13 protein-coding genes and 1 pseudogene are annotated in these 15854 nt (G+C 41.5%); 4 read left to right on the top strand and 10 right to left on the bottom strand.

Annotated features, from left to right (window positions below; translation table 11 throughout):
* Positions 1–55 precede the first annotated feature (55 nt).
* The 4 genes from BUB11_RS22035 to BUB11_RS22020 form a co-directional block, all read right to left on the bottom strand.
* On the bottom strand, positions 56–916 hold the full coding sequence (locus BUB11_RS22035) for an AraC family transcriptional regulator (RefSeq protein WP_073032303.1): 861 nt from the start codon (positions 914–916) through the stop codon (positions 56–58).
* Positions 917–1112: 196 nt separating this feature from the next.
* Positions 1113–2822: a 5'-nucleotidase C-terminal domain-containing protein gene (locus BUB11_RS22030; protein WP_200797971.1), complete on the bottom strand. Its 1710-nt coding sequence runs from the start codon at positions 2820–2822 to the stop codon at positions 1113–1115.
* A 254-nt stretch (positions 2823–3076) separates the two neighbouring features.
* Positions 3077–3709, bottom strand: a complete 633-nt coding sequence (locus BUB11_RS22025; protein ID WP_073032301.1) for a cobalamin-dependent protein — start codon at positions 3707–3709, stop codon at positions 3077–3079.
* Positions 3710–3756: 47 nt separating this feature from the next.
* A complete protein-coding gene (locus BUB11_RS22020; RefSeq protein ID WP_073032299.1) occupies positions 3757–4806 on the bottom strand; it encodes a uroporphyrinogen decarboxylase family protein in 1050 nt (349 codons plus the stop codon).
* Positions 4807–4968: 162 nt separating this feature from the next.
* Here BUB11_RS22020 and BUB11_RS22015 point away from each other — a divergent pair, with 162 nt between their 5' ends.
* A complete protein-coding gene (locus BUB11_RS22015) occupies positions 4969–6411 on the top strand; it encodes a PucR family transcriptional regulator (protein WP_073032298.1) in 1443 nt (480 codons plus the stop codon).
* 1193 nt (positions 6412–7604) lie between these two features.
* On the opposite strand, the gene BUB11_RS22005 is transcribed toward BUB11_RS22015, so the two are convergent.
* The gene (locus BUB11_RS22005) at positions 7605–8186 is read right to left on the bottom strand and encodes a GNAT family N-acetyltransferase (RefSeq protein WP_073032296.1); all 582 of its coding nucleotides are present in this window, start codon (positions 8184–8186) and stop codon (positions 7605–7607) included.
* Positions 8187–8686: 500 nt separating this feature from the next.
* Between BUB11_RS22005 and BUB11_RS28505 the strand changes: the two genes are divergently transcribed.
* The 3 genes from BUB11_RS28505 (at position 8687) to BUB11_RS21990 (ending at position 9958) form a co-directional block, all read left to right on the top strand.
* Positions 8687–9085: a hypothetical protein gene (locus BUB11_RS28505; RefSeq protein WP_073032294.1), complete on the top strand. Its 399-nt coding sequence runs from the start codon at positions 8687–8689 to the stop codon at positions 9083–9085.
* A 232-nt stretch (positions 9086–9317) separates the two neighbouring features.
* The gene (locus tag BUB11_RS21995; protein WP_073032292.1) at positions 9318–9554 is read left to right on the top strand and encodes a hypothetical protein; all 237 of its coding nucleotides are present in this window, start codon (positions 9318–9320) and stop codon (positions 9552–9554) included.
* A gap of 104 nt (positions 9555–9658) precedes the next feature.
* Complete coding sequence (locus BUB11_RS21990; RefSeq protein ID WP_073032290.1) at positions 9659–9958, top strand: hypothetical protein; 300 nt, start codon at positions 9659–9661, stop codon at positions 9956–9958.
* Between the two features lie 245 nt (positions 9959–10203).
* On the opposite strand, the gene BUB11_RS21985 is transcribed toward BUB11_RS21990, so the two are convergent.
* From BUB11_RS21985 to BUB11_RS21970, 5 genes and pseudogenes are all read right to left on the bottom strand, one after another.
* Positions 10204–10461 (bottom strand): acyl carrier protein, encoded by a 258-nt coding sequence (locus tag BUB11_RS21985; protein WP_073032288.1) that lies wholly within the window; start codon positions 10459–10461, stop codon positions 10204–10206.
* A 658-nt stretch (positions 10462–11119) separates the two neighbouring features.
* Positions 11120–11401, bottom strand: a pseudogene (locus tag BUB11_RS21980) (DUF3102 domain-containing protein); the annotation flags it as partial.
* A gap of 39 nt (positions 11402–11440) precedes the next feature.
* Positions 11441–11605, bottom strand: a complete 165-nt coding sequence (locus BUB11_RS27660) for a hypothetical protein (RefSeq protein ID WP_159436963.1) — start codon at positions 11603–11605, stop codon at positions 11441–11443.
* A 49-nt stretch (positions 11606–11654) separates the two neighbouring features.
* Positions 11655–12305, bottom strand: coding sequence for a DUF3786 domain-containing protein (locus BUB11_RS21975; RefSeq protein ID WP_073032286.1), 651 nt, complete (start codon positions 12303–12305; stop codon positions 11655–11657).
* A gap of 272 nt (positions 12306–12577) precedes the next feature.
* Positions 12578–15694: a DUF3427 domain-containing protein gene (locus BUB11_RS21970; RefSeq protein ID WP_073032285.1), complete on the bottom strand. Its 3117-nt coding sequence runs from the start codon at positions 15692–15694 to the stop codon at positions 12578–12580.
* Positions 15695–15854: the final 160 nt, after the last annotated feature.

The following is a 15854-nucleotide window of genomic DNA, read 5'->3' as shown; positions in this document are numbered from 1 at the left end:
TGGACCCCATTCTGGAGTCCATTAATTCACAATTTATTGTTTTCCATTGATTCCGCTATTGCTTCTTTTCAACGGGCAGCCAGACTTCGCATCGGTAATCCTCCGCCTGTTGATTCCCTTCAAAATAGACTTCGATATCGGGAGCATTGGCGTATTCGTAACCGGAATTGGGCAGCCATTCGCTCACAATACGCTTTTGCAGATTTTGTATAGCTTCGGGCATGGCCCCGATACATTCAAAGATAGCCCATGTGCATTCCGGGATATGATACTCCGCCATTTCTTCTGGAGTTTCCTGATCGGTAGCCACGGCAATGTAATAATCGAAATCCTTACCGTTCATGCACGTGCTTACTCCAAGGATGCCCTTCGGCTCTCGGTTCATCAGGGTGCAGAGTCTCGGGATAACGCCGCTTTGCGCAGTCTTTTGCCAAAACAGTGGCACCTTGGCGAAGGAGTCTTCAATGTTCATTGAATAATGCTCTCTGACACCTGCAATTTTGAATGGGCTCTTTTTCTCGATTCGGTAGTTCATCTCAGCCTCTCCTTTGATCGTTATTTTGAAGCTGATGGGTGGATAGGCTTTCAGCGTAACGCCTTCTGCCCTTGCCACGGACGGGGCCATACCGTGAACGCTCTGAAAAGCACGGTTAAAAGCCGTCGGCGATTCGTATCCATATTTGAGCCCAATGTGGATAATTTTTTCATCACTGTTTTGCAAATCGAATACCGCTCTCGTCATCTTTCTCCTGCGAATATACTCTGAAAGAGGTAGGTCCGCAAGATAAGAAAACATACGCTGAAAATGAAACGAGGAACAGCGAGCGATCTGCGCGACGCGCTCCAAATCGATTTCATCTTCCAGGTGTTCCTCCATATAGTTTATCGCTTCATTCAGGCAACTGAGCCATTCCATACCATCACCTCACAATCAAAGTATATTAAAACCCGTATCGGCCGTCCTCTCTTTTCCTGCACGGATATCAGAGGCCTGCAACATTGGAGTCCAACTAAACAGGATCAGAACTCATTCCCAATTCTCCACACTGAGCCGGCCAATTTTCCGAATTGTGGACCGTTTCGATTCCTATAGAGGAAAGCACTACTATTATTTATTGTACTGGTACGATAATCTTCTGCCCTGGAAAAATTAAGTGAGGATTTTTTAATTTATTAAGTTCCTGAAGTTTTTGCCAAGTCGTACCGAATTGCTTGGCAATCCGATAAAGTACATCACCAGGCTTAACGATATAAATGGTTGGATCTATAGTAGGCCCTATGCCAATGGCTTGTTTCTCGACAAATCTTCCCTCCACTAGGGGTTCTACGACTTGCTTAGCCTGAATGTAGTTTATTACAATCTCGTCTAAAGCTGGATATTCATTAACAATTGCGTCATCAGCTAGCATTGTATAGCCATCTCCGCCGCTGGCCATGAAATCATTGATAGCCAATATATAGTCTTGATTCAAATCTAAGGGGTTCCCTTTAAAAATAATCCCAGTCACTTTCTCTCCAGCCGACTTCGAGGGGTCAATAGTATACTTAATGCCAGATACGTGGGGGAAGCCGCCGCTAAGCTCAGGATAACTCTTTAGACCATTCTCCAAAGCAGCCTTGATATCCGCACCTTTCACTTTCTTGGTTACGATAAAATTACCAAAGGGTAATACGTTAATAATTTGACCCTTAGTAATAGTTCCTGCTTCAATGCTGGCACGTATCCCTCCACCATTGACAATTGCCACGTCCGCTCCAGACTCACTTATTATTGCATCAGCAATGAGGTTACCTAAATTAGTCTCACCCTTGCGGACACGTTCCCGTTCACCCTCTAATTTGACGGCGGTTTTTCCAATAACTTGAGACAGTATTAGTTTATGTTCAGCCAGTATCCCGTTAATAGTCTTTAGAACGTCTTGATCGTCTGAGGTTTGTTTAGCTTCTTCTTTGGTGACCAATTTAGCTTGTTTGCCAATTAATTTATTTCCTTCAAACGTTAGTTGGACAGTGCCCAGGTTCTTATCATATTCTCCTGCACTTACAATCAGAGTGTTGCCGACCATCATGCCCTCATTCAATGTAGTGTGACTGTGACCATCTACAATGAGATCAATCTCAGGTACTGCCTGGGCAAGTTTTATACTCGTGTCCTGGCTAGATGGATCCATACCGAGGTGCCCTAAGACAACCATAACATCCACCTTTTCTTTAAGTTCACTTGCCATCACTCTGGCCTCTTCCACCGGGTCTGTGAACTTAAGACCCGCGACATTCTTAGGATGGGTTTTATAGGCCGTCTCAGGGGTGGACAGACCAACAATACCAATCTTGATACCCTCTACCTCCTTAATGACATAGGGCGGCAGAACTCGCGTGCCATCAACCGTCTTCACATTGGCACTCAAGATTGGAAAGTTGGTGATCTCATCGAGTTCCAGTAAACGCTGATAGCCATAATTGAAATCATGGTTACCTGGGGTCATAGCATCGTAGCCCATGATATTCATAAGTTTAGCGATACTCTCACCTCTTACTAGGGTAGCAACCGTCTGTCCGTGAAAGGTATCCCCCGCATCAAGGACTAATGTATTGGGGTTTTGGGCTTTGAACTGCTTGAACATAGTGGAAAGTTTTGCAAAGCCGATCCCATCATACTCTCCTTCAACCACCCTGGAATGTGTATCGTTGGTATGCAGAATAGTAATCGTCTTCAGGTCCGCCACCCTCGTACCGCTGCTAGCCCCAGCGATTGTGCAAAAATTAATGATCAATAGCATTGAGATAATAATAGAACTAATTAGCCCTTTTGTTTTTTTCACTGAAACCTCTCCTCCTCAAAATTGCCTTCTGGATTATTTCCATATGATTCCTCCATTTCCTTCTATATTTAAATAACATTTTAAGAAACGTAAGATGGGTGAGGCTTACACAGCACCATAACGCTTAAGGCAGACAATATTACAATAGGTTATGGCTTTTCCAGTTATGCAATGTTTGGCGGCTCAAAGGGCGCCAGTCAGTTTTAAATCTGATTGGCGCCCTTCAAATTCGCAAATTAGTCTATTGTATCTTCCTAAGCCATAACCAATTCTTTGGCTTTTACGGCGGCACTACCGGCATCGGGAGCAAAACCATCGGCTCCAGTTGTTGCTGCGAATTCTGAGGATATAGGCGCGCCACCGACGATGACCTTGAATCCTGTCAATCCGCTGGCTTTGATCGTTTGAACGGAATCTTTCATAGCCACCATGGTTGTTGTAAGAAGCCCTGACAGTGCTACTAAGGTGACGTCATTATTTGCCTTGATGGCCTCAATAAATTTAGCGGCCGATACATCTACACCAAGGTCAACCACTTTAAATCCTGCACTTTCGATCATCATGGCAACCAGATTCTTACCGATGTCATGGAGATCGCCTTCAACGGTACCAATAATGCAGGTACCTAAAGTGGAGGCACTCCCGTCAACGAGTAACGGTTTCAATACTTCGACCCCCTTAGACATAGCTTTCGCAGCCATCAGCATTTCAGGCACGTAAACTTCCCCTGCGGAGAATTTGTCACCCACGGCGCCCATGGAAGCAATCATTGCCTGAAGAATGTCTTGCACTCCCTTTCCATCATTTAATGCTTCCTGTACCAAACCTGGTACGAGTTTCGCTTTTCCTGCCTCTAACATTGCTTTTACTTCTTCAATCTTTGACATTTCTTAAGTCCTCCCTATTTGTCTATTTTTACGAGAATATTTCAAATTCATTTGTTTGCAGGATTCTGGTAAAAACTCATTCCATATTTGAAATGTTCTTCTATAAAAGGTTCGGCAAAGGAAGCAAAAGCTACACCCATCGGAAAAGCTATATAGCTTCCTCCCTGAGCTAATAAATCAACCGCTCTTCTGTATTCTGCTTTTATCCCTTCGGGGGTTGAATCCGATCTTTCAAAAGCGTCTTGATTATTAAATCCGCCCACAAACGTTAATTTATTACCATATTTTTTTTTCAATTTCCCCGCATTTATATTGCATGCCTGAATAGGATCAAGGGCATCGACACCGATTTCAACTAGATCCGGAATGATTGGTTCAACAAATCCGCAGCTGTGATGTTCATAGATCATCCCGGCTTCATGGCAAGCTTTGACTATTCTTGCTAGTTCCGGTTTGATTAATTTCCTCCAGGTATCAGGTGACATGAACATTCTGTCATTTGTGCCATAATCATCATGAAACATAATAACATCCAAATCATAATATTTGCCTATTTTCTTAAGATACTCTATTTTCCAATCTGCCATGGCTTTAAAATATTCGCGGCACTCCTCCGGCTCGGCAGCTATCGCCATAAGGGCATTTTGAAATCCCATACAAGCATGCAGTCTTTCAAACGGACCGTTTAAGATCATAGCCAATCGCAGGAGATCTTTTTTATCTTCATCATAAATTGAAGAACCATCTTCATTGGGGGTAATACCTTTTCCTGTCAGCAAACCAAAAAAATCACTATGTACATCAATATCTGCCTGTTTCACCCAGTCAATCCCCTCAAGATCAGGAAATTTAAGTTTATCACGCCACTCGCTGATATCTTCGAATAAATGAACACCAGGTGTCGGCATTGGCGCATTTATGGGTGCCGGTTCAAATGTCCAATCGCATCCCCAATAATCTTTTCCTCTTGTAATACCTGTGTAGCGTTCCAAATCAGGACAACACTGGATCATTGAAAAATCCGTCAAAAAACAAGGAATATAATCTGGGGTTTCATGTCTATACGCCTTTAAAGCATTTTCACGTTTGGTCATCATTACAAATACCTCCTAAAACTAATTTTGTTATTTTCATAATGTTATAAAAATGGTAACATGTTGATATTCGCTAAACTATATTCAAAAGTATAGAATTAGTAAGCACGTATAGACTTCAATTTGTAACAAAGTAACAAATTGATAAAACAAGAGGATAAGTATATGAAATTAAGCATGTGGATTTTGTCTGACTGGCTGAAAGATTATGAGCCAAAAACAAGAATCATCCATGGAGATCCTGTTCTTAAAAATGTAAGATTGTTTTCCTGCGCTAAAGCTACCCAAAAATCAAATGTTTATATTGGCCGCGCCAGGGACATACTGGGCAGCGAGGAAAATAAGGTAATCTGTGTTAACGGACAAGATATGATTTTTCTTGAAACAGAAGACATAGAGCAAGTGTTAACTGATATATTAAACGCATTTGATTATTATAATGACTGGTTTGAAAAACTGCAGGAAAGTATTACGAGTGGTTGTTCACTGCAGTATCTTATAGATTGCGCAAGGAATTTCTTTGACGAAATAATTTCGATGGCTGATCCCGGTTATTCAAATATTACGTTAAGTATACCTGCGAACATGGACATGTCCGGTGATTTTTATAAGGATATGCTGCGTAATAAAGCAATGCAGCAGCTTGACATAATTATGGAGATAAATCGGGACAGCAGGATACGTGAAGTAAACAGAAAGGACGCCTACATCATTGACAGCAAGCTGTTGCCCTGCAGACTTATCTGCGCAAATCTTGTCTGTAATAACCAACATTTAGGCTGGATATCTATGCTGGAACGAAATCATCCTAACACCCAAGGCCGGATGGATATTTTTTCGGCTTATGCCAGGACTCTCGAATCGTGGCTTAGCTGCAACAAAACACAGAACGAATTTAAATCCTATCAACAATTCTTTCTCGATTTACTTAACGGACGCCCCGGAACAGAATCAACCATAAATCAACATTTTCAGGCTATTGGATGGGATCCTTCGGATGATAAAATGATTGTAAGTATCAATTGCATAATAAAAAAAGATATCATGCTAACGCTTACAAGACGTATAGAAAATTGGTTTCCTGCCTGTTTAGGTGTTTTTTATAAAGATTGGATCGTGGTCATTTGCAATCTTGCATTAATGAATAAATCTGATTTTAGGCGAAAATTTAAAGAGATAACCGAACCCAGCGATTGTTTCTGCGGAATCAGTTACATCTTTAATGATACTGCCCAAGCACCACTCTATTTTGAGCAAACAATAGTTGCCGCAAAATACGGAAGTCAGGAATCTGGCAGTCTGAACGAATGTTCCGATCACGCTGTTGCCTATGGGCTTGACATAATTAAACAGAATGTCCAAACTGATATCAAACACCCTGCAATTAAAATACTGCAAAAATACGATAAAGATACGAACTCTGATCTTTCCGGGACACTAAAAAATTTTCTTGAAAATGAACGAAATTACACATTAACAGCAAATATCCTCTCCATCCATAAGAATTCATTAAAATACAGACTTTCAAGGATTAATGACTTAACTGATATTGACTTGGATACTTATGATATAAGGTTACATCTGCTGCTTTCGTTTTATCTTAATTAAAATATACAATCAAACAACTAACCCGTAGACTACAACGTAAAACCGCCCCACAGCAAGGGCGGTTTTCATCTTTTTCATGTAGTTTTTTCATCATAAAAAAGCAAATTCCTAAAAAAAATCGCCGAGGTGCCCTATGACTCAAAATAACTTCAATTTGGATTTCGAAAGCTTTCAGCTATTGCTTCTACAGATGGCACAGCAGCGTTCGGTCGATGAATTGCTACAATTGGTTACATCATCTCTGGCATCGAACTGTAACGTGGCCCTGGCTAGGGTCTGGATGATCACCCCAGGGGATATTTGCAACACCTGCAATGAGTACGCGGTCTGCCAGGACAAAAGCAGCTGCCTCCACCTGATGGCTAGCCGTGGGCTCTCCATAGACAACACAACCAACTGGAACACAAGGTGAAGAGTTATGAGCTATAAAAAATTCTGTTTATCAATTCCGAGACTCCCACTTCTTTAAGTGGGTGTTCCGATTTCTACTTCGGTGGGGGTAGAATCCCCTACCGAAGCCCCGATGTTCAGCTTTAGCTGAACGAGTTCACTGTCCCTGTTTAGTCTAGTCATTTTTAATTATTTTCCGTTTTGTATATAACAAACAGCAACGCCTCCTTCATCTTCCTTGCATTGCTGACCGTTACTGAAGTAAGTAATCGTTCCCTCTTTGTAGCCTTTCCATATGTGAACCGGTTGCATATTTTACAATTCATGGGTATAATATAAGAAAAGGACTGACGTGTTGCAAGCACGCCAGCCCGGCAGATTATCTAACCAAACGGTTAGCCCGAATTAGAGATTATAAGAAATAACCGCCATCCGGCTAGGGGCGGTTATTTCTTCTTCATGATCATAACAATGAGTGTTGCAAATGCAATCATGAGATACATCGCCTCAACCATTGAGATCATCCTACCACCCCCTTTCTCTAAAGGGTGTGGCTATCCGTCCCTTGACAACCTGTTGCAACTATTATAGCATAATCTTCCAGACAAAAGCATGAAACTTATCCCTGACTATTCCAAGGTTCAGGCCGCCTCACAACACGAGGCGGCCTGATTTGTTTCTCATTCCTTGCAGGACTCCATTGTTCTGGCCCCTTGGTGAAAGACAATTTGCCACCTTCCCTCGATAAACTTCCAAATTGACTGGGCTAAAGTCTGTCCCGCGGGGCTGTAAGGGACTTTAATTTAGAAGGGTAGTTCGGGCAATTCTGTAATTGGAATCACCGGTTTGGGATTAGCAGAATGCTCTCCGATAATTTTCTCCATCCAAATCATGTCATACCAGTTTCCAAACTTGTATCCGCATTTTGTGAAATGGGCGACTTTCTTATATCCTAAACGCTCATGAAAATATGTACTGGCATTGCTAAGATAGGCATTCTCAGTCGATGCATAGGCTATACAGGCATTCAAGTTAAGGATATTTTGCCTTTTCAATATTTCTTCCAAAGCTAAATATAATTTTTTGCCTAACCCTTTCCCTTGACAATCCTGACTCATATAGACAGTAGTTTCAACAGCCCAATCATAGGCAACTCGCTCTTTAAATGCGGAAACATAAGCATAACCAATAATCCGATTGCTGTCTAACGCAACTATATAGGGATATTTTTTTAAGGTATTATTAATCCTTTCAGCAAATTCTTCAAGAGAGGGAATATCATATTCAAAAGAGATTGCCGTATTCTTTACATAGGGAGCATATATTTCCAGAATTTCTCGGGCATCCGCCTCAGTTGCCAGACGGATTGTAAGTCTTGTATTCATTAGTTCTACCTTCTTTTATTAAGTGTAAGCTCTATTCATTTATACAAATCTAGAATATCATAATTTAACAATCATCCAAACAATTCAATTAGCTCGACAAAGTTAACTTAAACTCACTCCAATATGTGAGCTGGTTGCATATTTTACAATCTATGGATATAATATTAAATAAGGACTGACGTGTTCGAGCACGCTAGCCCGGCAGATTGTCTAACCGAACGGTTGGCCAGATTTACAGCCTATAAGAAATAACCGCAATCCTGGTCAGGGGCGGTTATTTCTTCTTCATGATCATAACAACGAGTGTAGCAAATGCAATCATGAGATACATCGCCTCAATCATTGAAATCATCCTACCACCCCCATTCTGAAAGGGTGTGGCCAACCGTCCCTCGACAACCTGCTGCAAATATTATAGCATAATCTTCCAGACAAAAGCATGAAACTTATCTCAGGCTATTCCATGGCTCAGGCCGCCTCATAACACGAGGCGGCCTGATTTGTTTCCTTTAAACAACTGTTTAAATTCCACTTCCAAACCACGAATTCAAATTCCCCAACCCTCGCTGAATCAAACGCCGGGAACACTGGAAGTAGAGCACTGCTCTCTTGTTTACACGTCAGAACTTGATGAAGGTCTGATCAAGGAATCAAACTGGCATATCGGCAGCAGCGAGAAGCTAATAGAAGCGAAGTCGGAATCAACCGTAAAAAAGCTTCCTAATCTAATTAAGTTCGACAACCTTGGGACAGTGAGGAACATAAGTTTGAGAGCCAAAATCGAAACGGAAAAGGATAGCTCCTCGAATAATCAAGTCAACGTTTTTTACAGGTACCTTATAAATAAACCTGAAGCAGTACCCCATCTAAAAGTCATCTACAAAGGCCCGGCCACATAGTCTATCTATATAGTTATGGCAACGCCGTTGAGATAGGCCGGTGTCTGACTGAAGCGTATGCTTACTCAGTTACTCCCAAAGCACCGCCGCCAGACTCATGCAAATTATGCAACGTTGCACAATTTAACATACTCCCAACCCTTATCCTCTTAGGTGTTCCGGAAGAAGAGCGAGAGAAAAACTAAAGCTATATTTGGGGTAGCCAAACAATATATGAAAGGGTGAAAAAATTATGGACTTTCAGAACGAAGGTAAAATTAATGACTACCGCGTTAATTTCCATAATGGCGGCAAAATCATCAGCGTTGAAGTAACCTGCTGCGGCAGGCATATCGGGGAAATGCACTTCAAAGACGGTGAACATAAAGAATGCTTGGTTTGCGGGACGCTGCATACTTTAAAGCTGCAGCACAATCACTTTCATATTCGTCAGTCCAAGCCCAAGATCATGGAAACTGAGACTCTATAACCAAGAAGAATGTACAAATAATGGATTTGTGAAGCTATGACAAAATATAATTAATTTTTGCTTCTTTGGGTAGAATTAATAAAAACTCAAGGAGGTAATTTTAGATGAAGATTATTAAAAATGACCTGAAAGAAATCAGGGAAAAACTCATTTGTGAGCATTTGTTAAGCCTTAATGAGAATAACGATACATTTGCAGTTGAATTGGATGATCTTGATATAAGGATTTATTCAACGTCTGAAAATGACGACGCAATTATTTATTTGAAAAAGGAGTTTTTTCACAGAAGTACGTGTGAACCTGTAGGGCTTAATAGTTCTCTGATTATTTTTTACGACCTTAATGAAAGGTATCGACTAATATTCAATGCGGATGATACATTTACTATCAAGACATTGGATTAATAGTTATAGTAATCTTCTTTCCATGAACTTTCTCTTCTCTAAAGCCATTTTTAATTCCGTGTTTTTACAGATTTATCCACAGCAAACCTATACAATGATTATCAGTCTTCATTGAAGAAATCCCTGCCTTAAAAGCAACGCGAGACAAAAGTTGTCCCGCGTTGCTTATTTTTTTATGCTCAATATTAGTCACTATTTCGTTTTACAGCCCGAATTGCATCTGTGAAACTATATGGTGGAAGAAATCACACCGAATATATAATCGATCGGTAATCGGATAAACCTCTAGCTCTCAGGTTTTCTACAATATCATTGACGGTAACCACATTTGCAAACTCGTCATCAGTAATGGTTATCTCGAATTCATCCTCCAGATCTCCAATAATCATCGACATATCTATAGAATCCACAAATAAGTCTTCCCGCAAACGGCTCTCCAGGGTTATCTTTCTCTTCTTCCTTTGTAAAATATGATTTAAAGTGGATAGTACTCTGTCTTCCATTTTTAGTCACACACCTTTCCTCGACGCTTAAGAAACATTGTGTTGGCTGATTCAAATTCTAATTCACCTTTTAAAAACCGACTAGACTATGGTTCCATTTTACAATGAAGGTGTTATTTTTGGAAGAGTAACCATTTTCATATTTTACAATCTAGGATATAATATCAAATAAGGACTGACGTGTTGCGAGCACGCCAACCCGGCAGATTGTCTAACCGAACGGTTAGCCGGATTTAGGGGTTATAAGAAATAACCGCAAACCTTGCCAGGGGCGGTTATTTCTTTTTCATGATCATAACAATGAGTGTCGCAAATGCAATCATAAGATACATCGCCTCAACCATTGAGATCATCCTACCACCCTAACCGTCCCTCGACAACCTGTTGCAACTATTATAGCATAATCTTCCAGGAAAAGATGAAACTTATCCCTGACTATTCACAGGGTTCAGGCCGCCTCTAAAAACGAGGCGGCCTGATTTGTTCCTAGCCAAAGGTTAAACTTCAAGGGCTCTGTTCCTCACAGCGATGCGTATAGTTTCGTCGTTCAGTCTGCATTTCTTTTTTGCTTCAGCCCATTCTGCATCCTTTTTATATTACTGGCCATGCAGTGTTCCTTTCAATTCAACATTCCTTACTGCGCATCTCCGCCGGGACGAGCTTGCCTGAGTTCCTGTTTGGTCATTCCCTCGATATCCATATCGAGGATGAATTGCGCCCGTTCCTCCTTTGGGATCCCTAGAAGAAGCACAGCCTGGCTGTAGTTCAAATTCGGATCCGGATCCGAATTTGAGAAGGTAATCTGTCCGGCTCCCTACTCATTGACGATACGCATCAGTTTATTAGCCCTGCTCTGGGAGAAATCCACCGACTCCTCCAGCCACTTGCCACACTCTCCATATGGAATCAGATCCTTCTTCTCGCCAGTTATAATCCCAATTTCTCAATTGTGACGTTATCAGTTATGCCACCCAAAATTTTATACTTTCTGACTGGTACCCAAAAAATCGCCCCACACTTTTATAGTGTAGGGGATAGCTTTTTCTGATTCGACAGGCACCGGTGCTCCTAGGGCGGTGGGCAATTCGGCACCGGCCAGAGCTGACTGAATGTTGTTGAATAAACCAAAGCTGATCTCTGCCAACTTATACAACACCCTCAAACGTTGTTTTGAGAGTTTAAGTGATTGTAATTTACGAATATTGTATTAACCGCTTCAGCTGAGCAGCTAAGTATATGCCAAGATCGATACAGATCGCGCTCTGCAGCAGGAACTCTATGGAAGGATCGTAAAGGATAGTAGCATTGGCCTTGACTTCGTCATCTCCCTCCCAAACAATAACACACAAAGGTACTTCCGGAAATGCTCTGAACACTACGGATGTATCGCCAAAGGGACCCGCTTGACCGCCCAAGGAGCGTGCTGCTGTCATTAATCGACCAGCCTGATGTCCGAACGCCTCGATGACCACTGAGATAGCCGTTTTATGAAACGCTGTATAAAATATCATTCCGCCCGGTATTTCTTTAACGCTAACCCATCTCGGAGAGGATTCCGGCAACGGCTGCGAAAAAGCCAAGTAATTAAGGATAACAATCGTCGCCACCACATCAGGGACATGTCCGTCTGCTTTGCGGCAAATTGTCTCTTTAACGCTATCCGCGATATACTCCTCGTCAAAGAAGATTACATTGAACTGATGAGTGTCGCTACTGTATGAAACAGCCCGTACAGCGGTGATTTCGTCAGGGTCGCGTTTCTTGATATCCTGCCAATATTTTTCATAAACAACCCGGTAACCGGATTCAGTTTCAGTTTCAGTTTTCGTTTCCTTGTCGCCCATTTTTCCTTCACATCCTCGCCGTCTTTAACATCAATTTTCACCCTAAGCAATTTAATTAAGCATTCAATAATTTTTCTGAATATTCCTGCCCAAAAATATATTATTTTTCAGCTTGAAATATGCCCCTTCTATTTACCGCAACCAACCACCTGCGTCATTCTTAAACCGATAAATCCCCAGGAGCACAAAGCATCATTTACTTTATTAAGACTTGATGGACGGATTTGCCTCTTAACATTTAAACCCTCCAATCGTTGAGATATTGCCATTGCTTATACAATCTTAACAATCTGGTTCGAAGTCTTTAAAATTTCCATGGGCATCTTTTCGTCGAGCTTATAGGTAATGCTGATGGGGGCGGAACCTTGGTGGGAGACGTATTTGGCCAGGCCTAGCAATCGGTAAACTTCAGTGTTGCCGTAGGCGTCTGAGCGTTCTTCACGGACAAATAGGAGCACTCGTGATCCGTTTTCGCGCATGGTGATGTAGCGCTGACCAGTTGGGCTAATGTCTGAGGTACGACTTTGAGATTGCCAGTGAAAGAGTTCTTCATTAATCGCGTAATCTTCATATCTTGTAGACTCTTTATAGTGTTTTTCGGACTTGTTGAGTGTGACAAAAAAAACGTCCAAGTTATGACCGCTGAAATACTTGGCACCTTCTCTGAAAGCTTTTACTGAATTGATGGAATTCTCACCAACGGCTGCAAATACGTGGAGTGTTGAATAGGACGCATGCAGTTCAAGTGGGATGTCAGCTTCTATCGCAACTTGTTTAGGCAAATGGTCTATCTGTTCTAAGTTGTATCTGACCACATCTTGAATCTCTTCAATCATCTCGTGAGTAAACTCATAAACCCCGAGCATAAACTCTTGAATGGTGCCATGCCATTCCGTGTTGAAAAGAGTATAGTAAAACTGCGTTGCAAGACGAATATCTCGTTCCCTAACCAGTTCAAACGGACCATTAAAATAATTCTGGATAAACTGCAAAAGCTCGACAGCATTAAGCTTAGCCACCCTAACCAACGCTCCTTTTAGAGACTTAATGCTAGCGAGCGGACTTCTAGAATCCATGACATAAGCCTGATTTACTAGTTCCGAGAAGGTGGTAAAACGGTAAACCTCAAGCGGCTCAAGATCGTAGCGTTTTAAAAAGTTAAGAAAAGTGCACTCCAGAACGCTATTTACCCTAAAGTCTTTCATTAACAGCTGCAATTTTCTTCTATTAATATACGCCGATTCAACGTTCTTCAAGATTCGTTCTTTAGCCAGTCTTTCCAGTTGGATATGGCAATTATTCGGTAAGGTAGTAAAGCCCTCGTTTATCTCTGTAACAAGGGAGCCGCGGGTACGGCCGATGAGACTTTGGAATTTAATACGATAGTCATACTGCATATGCGCCTGTCCTATAAAGTCGAGAACGGTGAGAACTTCCTTATCTGGATGAAGCCGCAGACCCCTGCCCAACTGTTGGATAAAGACCGTAGCAGATTCAGTTGGTCTCAAGAACAAGACCACGTTGATTTCTGGAATATCGACGCCTTCGTTATAAAGATCCACGACAAAGATGACCTTAATTTCACCTTTGAGTAGCTTGCCTTGAACTATCTGCCTTTCTTCCTTGGAAGAATCGGCATCCAAATGCATCGCAGGGATACCACGCGTATTAAACACTTGGCTCATATAACGAGCATGGTCCTTAGTGACACAAAAGCCAAGCGCCTTCATCTTGACAGTCGAAATGACATACTGATCTATCGCCTTCAAAATCCCACTATTACGCTGCTCGTTGCCAATGAATTTAATACCGAGTTCTGCAAGATCATAGTGCCCACTCTGCCATTTAATTTGACTCAAATCCGTCTCGTCTGAGACTCCAAAATAATGAAAAGGGCATAGCAAGTTTCGATCAATGGCTTCTCTTAGCCTTATTTCATAGGCAATCCGATTATTAAAGTCCGCTAGAATATCCACACCATCCATCCGCTCTGGCGTCGCAGTAAGACCCAATAAAATCCGGGGCATAAAATGCTCAAGAACCTTGCGATAAGAACCGGCGGCGCCGTGGTGCGATTCGTCTAAAACTATGTAATCAAAGTGTTCCGGCTCAAATTTCAAATACTGTCCACTACTATTAAGGGTCTGAATCGAAGCAAAAACATGCTGATAATCTTGAGGTTGATACCCACCTACCCAAAGCTCACCAAAATTCGCATCCCTAAGAACACCTCTAAAAGCTGACAAACTTTGTTTTAATATTTCCTCTCTATGCGCCAAGAACAAAACTTTCGCCCCTGGCTTTTCTTTATAAAACCGCTTGAAATCAAAGGCCGCAACGACTGTTTTCCCAGTGCCCGTAGCCGCTACTATCAAGTTCCGATAAGACCCATAAACCTCACGTTCAATTTGCAAACGATCTAAAATAGTCTGTTGATAGGCATAGGGTATAATATCAAAATAGTACTGTGGACTATCAGAATCTTGTTTATTTGACTCTTCCTCCAGTGCTACTTTGAGTCTTTTGACATCCTCAAGTTTTTTCGGATCAAAGCTTTGAAACTCCCCAATATTCCAGTATGTTTCAAAGGTGATCCGGTATTTTTGAATCAGTTCGACTGAGGAATACTCAGACATCTTAAGATTCCACTCAGTCCCCTCACTAAGTGCTGCCTTTGAAAGATTAGATGAGCCAATATATGCCGTACTAAAACCCGATTCCCTATGAAAATAGTAAGCCTTTGCATGTAACCGTGTGCGGTTAGTGTCATAAGAAATTCGAACCTCTGTATTTGGAAGCTGTGCCAATAGCTGCACCGCCTTAAAATCCGTCGCGCCCATATAGCTTGTGGTAATAACGCGTAAAACTTTGGTCTTCGTATGTTCTACCAAATCATCATAAATCAGCCTTAGACCGCTATGCTTGATGAATGACACCAACAAATCAATCCGATCTGCCGATGCGATTTCTCGCTTTAGCTCCATATAAACAGGCGGTTCATGATCACCACCAGTAAACAAGCTACTTCTAGCAACGGAAGACACCGGCATAAGCTCCTTAAATCTATCCTTTGAAAGTAGTTTCTCGGTAATTCCCCTTAATAAATGATCCTCGATAATCTGAAACTGACTGAGTTCTTTATCTTTAAGAATCCCACCGAGGTGTTCAATCACTTGATTCACCACGTCTATTTGAAATGACAAATGTTCAGGCTTTTTATAATGCCGTAACCCCGATTCGAGGACAGTTTGTATGTACGCAGCTAAAATAGACCCTGAGCTAACAGGATCTAACTTATCTTTATGAACGCCCTTTAAAACTTCTAACTTATTAAGGGTTTCCTCTAAAGTTTTATTAATAATAGATTCGTAGAGTTGGATGTTAGACATAGAAAACTCCTTAGATGATGTGTTTTTTCCGAATTATTTATTAGAACGTCTTTTGCCCGACCATACTTTTTGACCGTTTTAGTATAAAAGTCAAGTTCTAAAGTCACACGAAATGAATAACTGGAATTAAAAGGTTTAATGATACGTTCAAAATATGGGT

It is taken from the genome of Desulfosporosinus lacus DSM 15449 (genome assembly GCF_900129935.1).
Lineage (GTDB): Bacteria > Bacillota > Desulfitobacteriia > Desulfitobacteriales > Desulfitobacteriaceae > Desulfosporosinus > Desulfosporosinus lacus.
This window is presented reverse-complemented; position numbering and strand designations above follow the sequence as displayed.

Bases quoted from the DNA above. Each gene is read 5' to 3' on its own strand.
- BUB11_RS21995 (WP_073032292.1), top strand. From the start codon at position 9,318: ATGGACTTTCAGAACGAAGGTAAAATTAATGACTACCGCGTTAATTTC.
- BUB11_RS22015 (WP_073032298.1), top strand. From the start codon at position 4,969: ATGAAATTAAGCATGTGGATTTTGTCTGACTGGCTGAAAGATTATGAG.
- BUB11_RS21985 (WP_073032288.1), bottom strand. From the start codon at position 10,461: ATGGAAGACAGAGTACTATCCACTTTAAATCATATTTTACAAAGGAAG.
- BUB11_RS22005 (WP_073032296.1), bottom strand. From the start codon at position 8,186: ATGAATACAAGACTTACAATCCGTCTGGCAACTGAGGCGGATGCCCGA.
- BUB11_RS21975 (WP_073032286.1), bottom strand. From the start codon at position 12,305: ATGGGCGACAAGGAAACGAAAACTGAAACTGAAACTGAATCCGGTTAC.
- BUB11_RS21990 (WP_073032290.1), top strand. From the start codon at position 9,659: ATGAAGATTATTAAAAATGACCTGAAAGAAATCAGGGAAAAACTCATT.
- BUB11_RS22025 (WP_073032301.1), bottom strand. From the start codon at position 3,709: ATGTCAAAGATTGAAGAAGTAAAAGCAATGTTAGAGGCAGGAAAAGCG.
- BUB11_RS21970 (WP_073032285.1), bottom strand. From the start codon at position 15,694: ATGTCTAACATCCAACTCTACGAATCTATTATTAATAAAACTTTAGAG.
- BUB11_RS22035 (WP_073032303.1), bottom strand. From the start codon at position 916: ATGGAATGGCTCAGTTGCCTGAATGAAGCGATAAACTATATGGAGGAA.
- BUB11_RS22020 (WP_073032299.1), bottom strand. From the start codon at position 4,806: ATGATGACCAAACGTGAAAATGCTTTAAAGGCGTATAGACATGAAACC.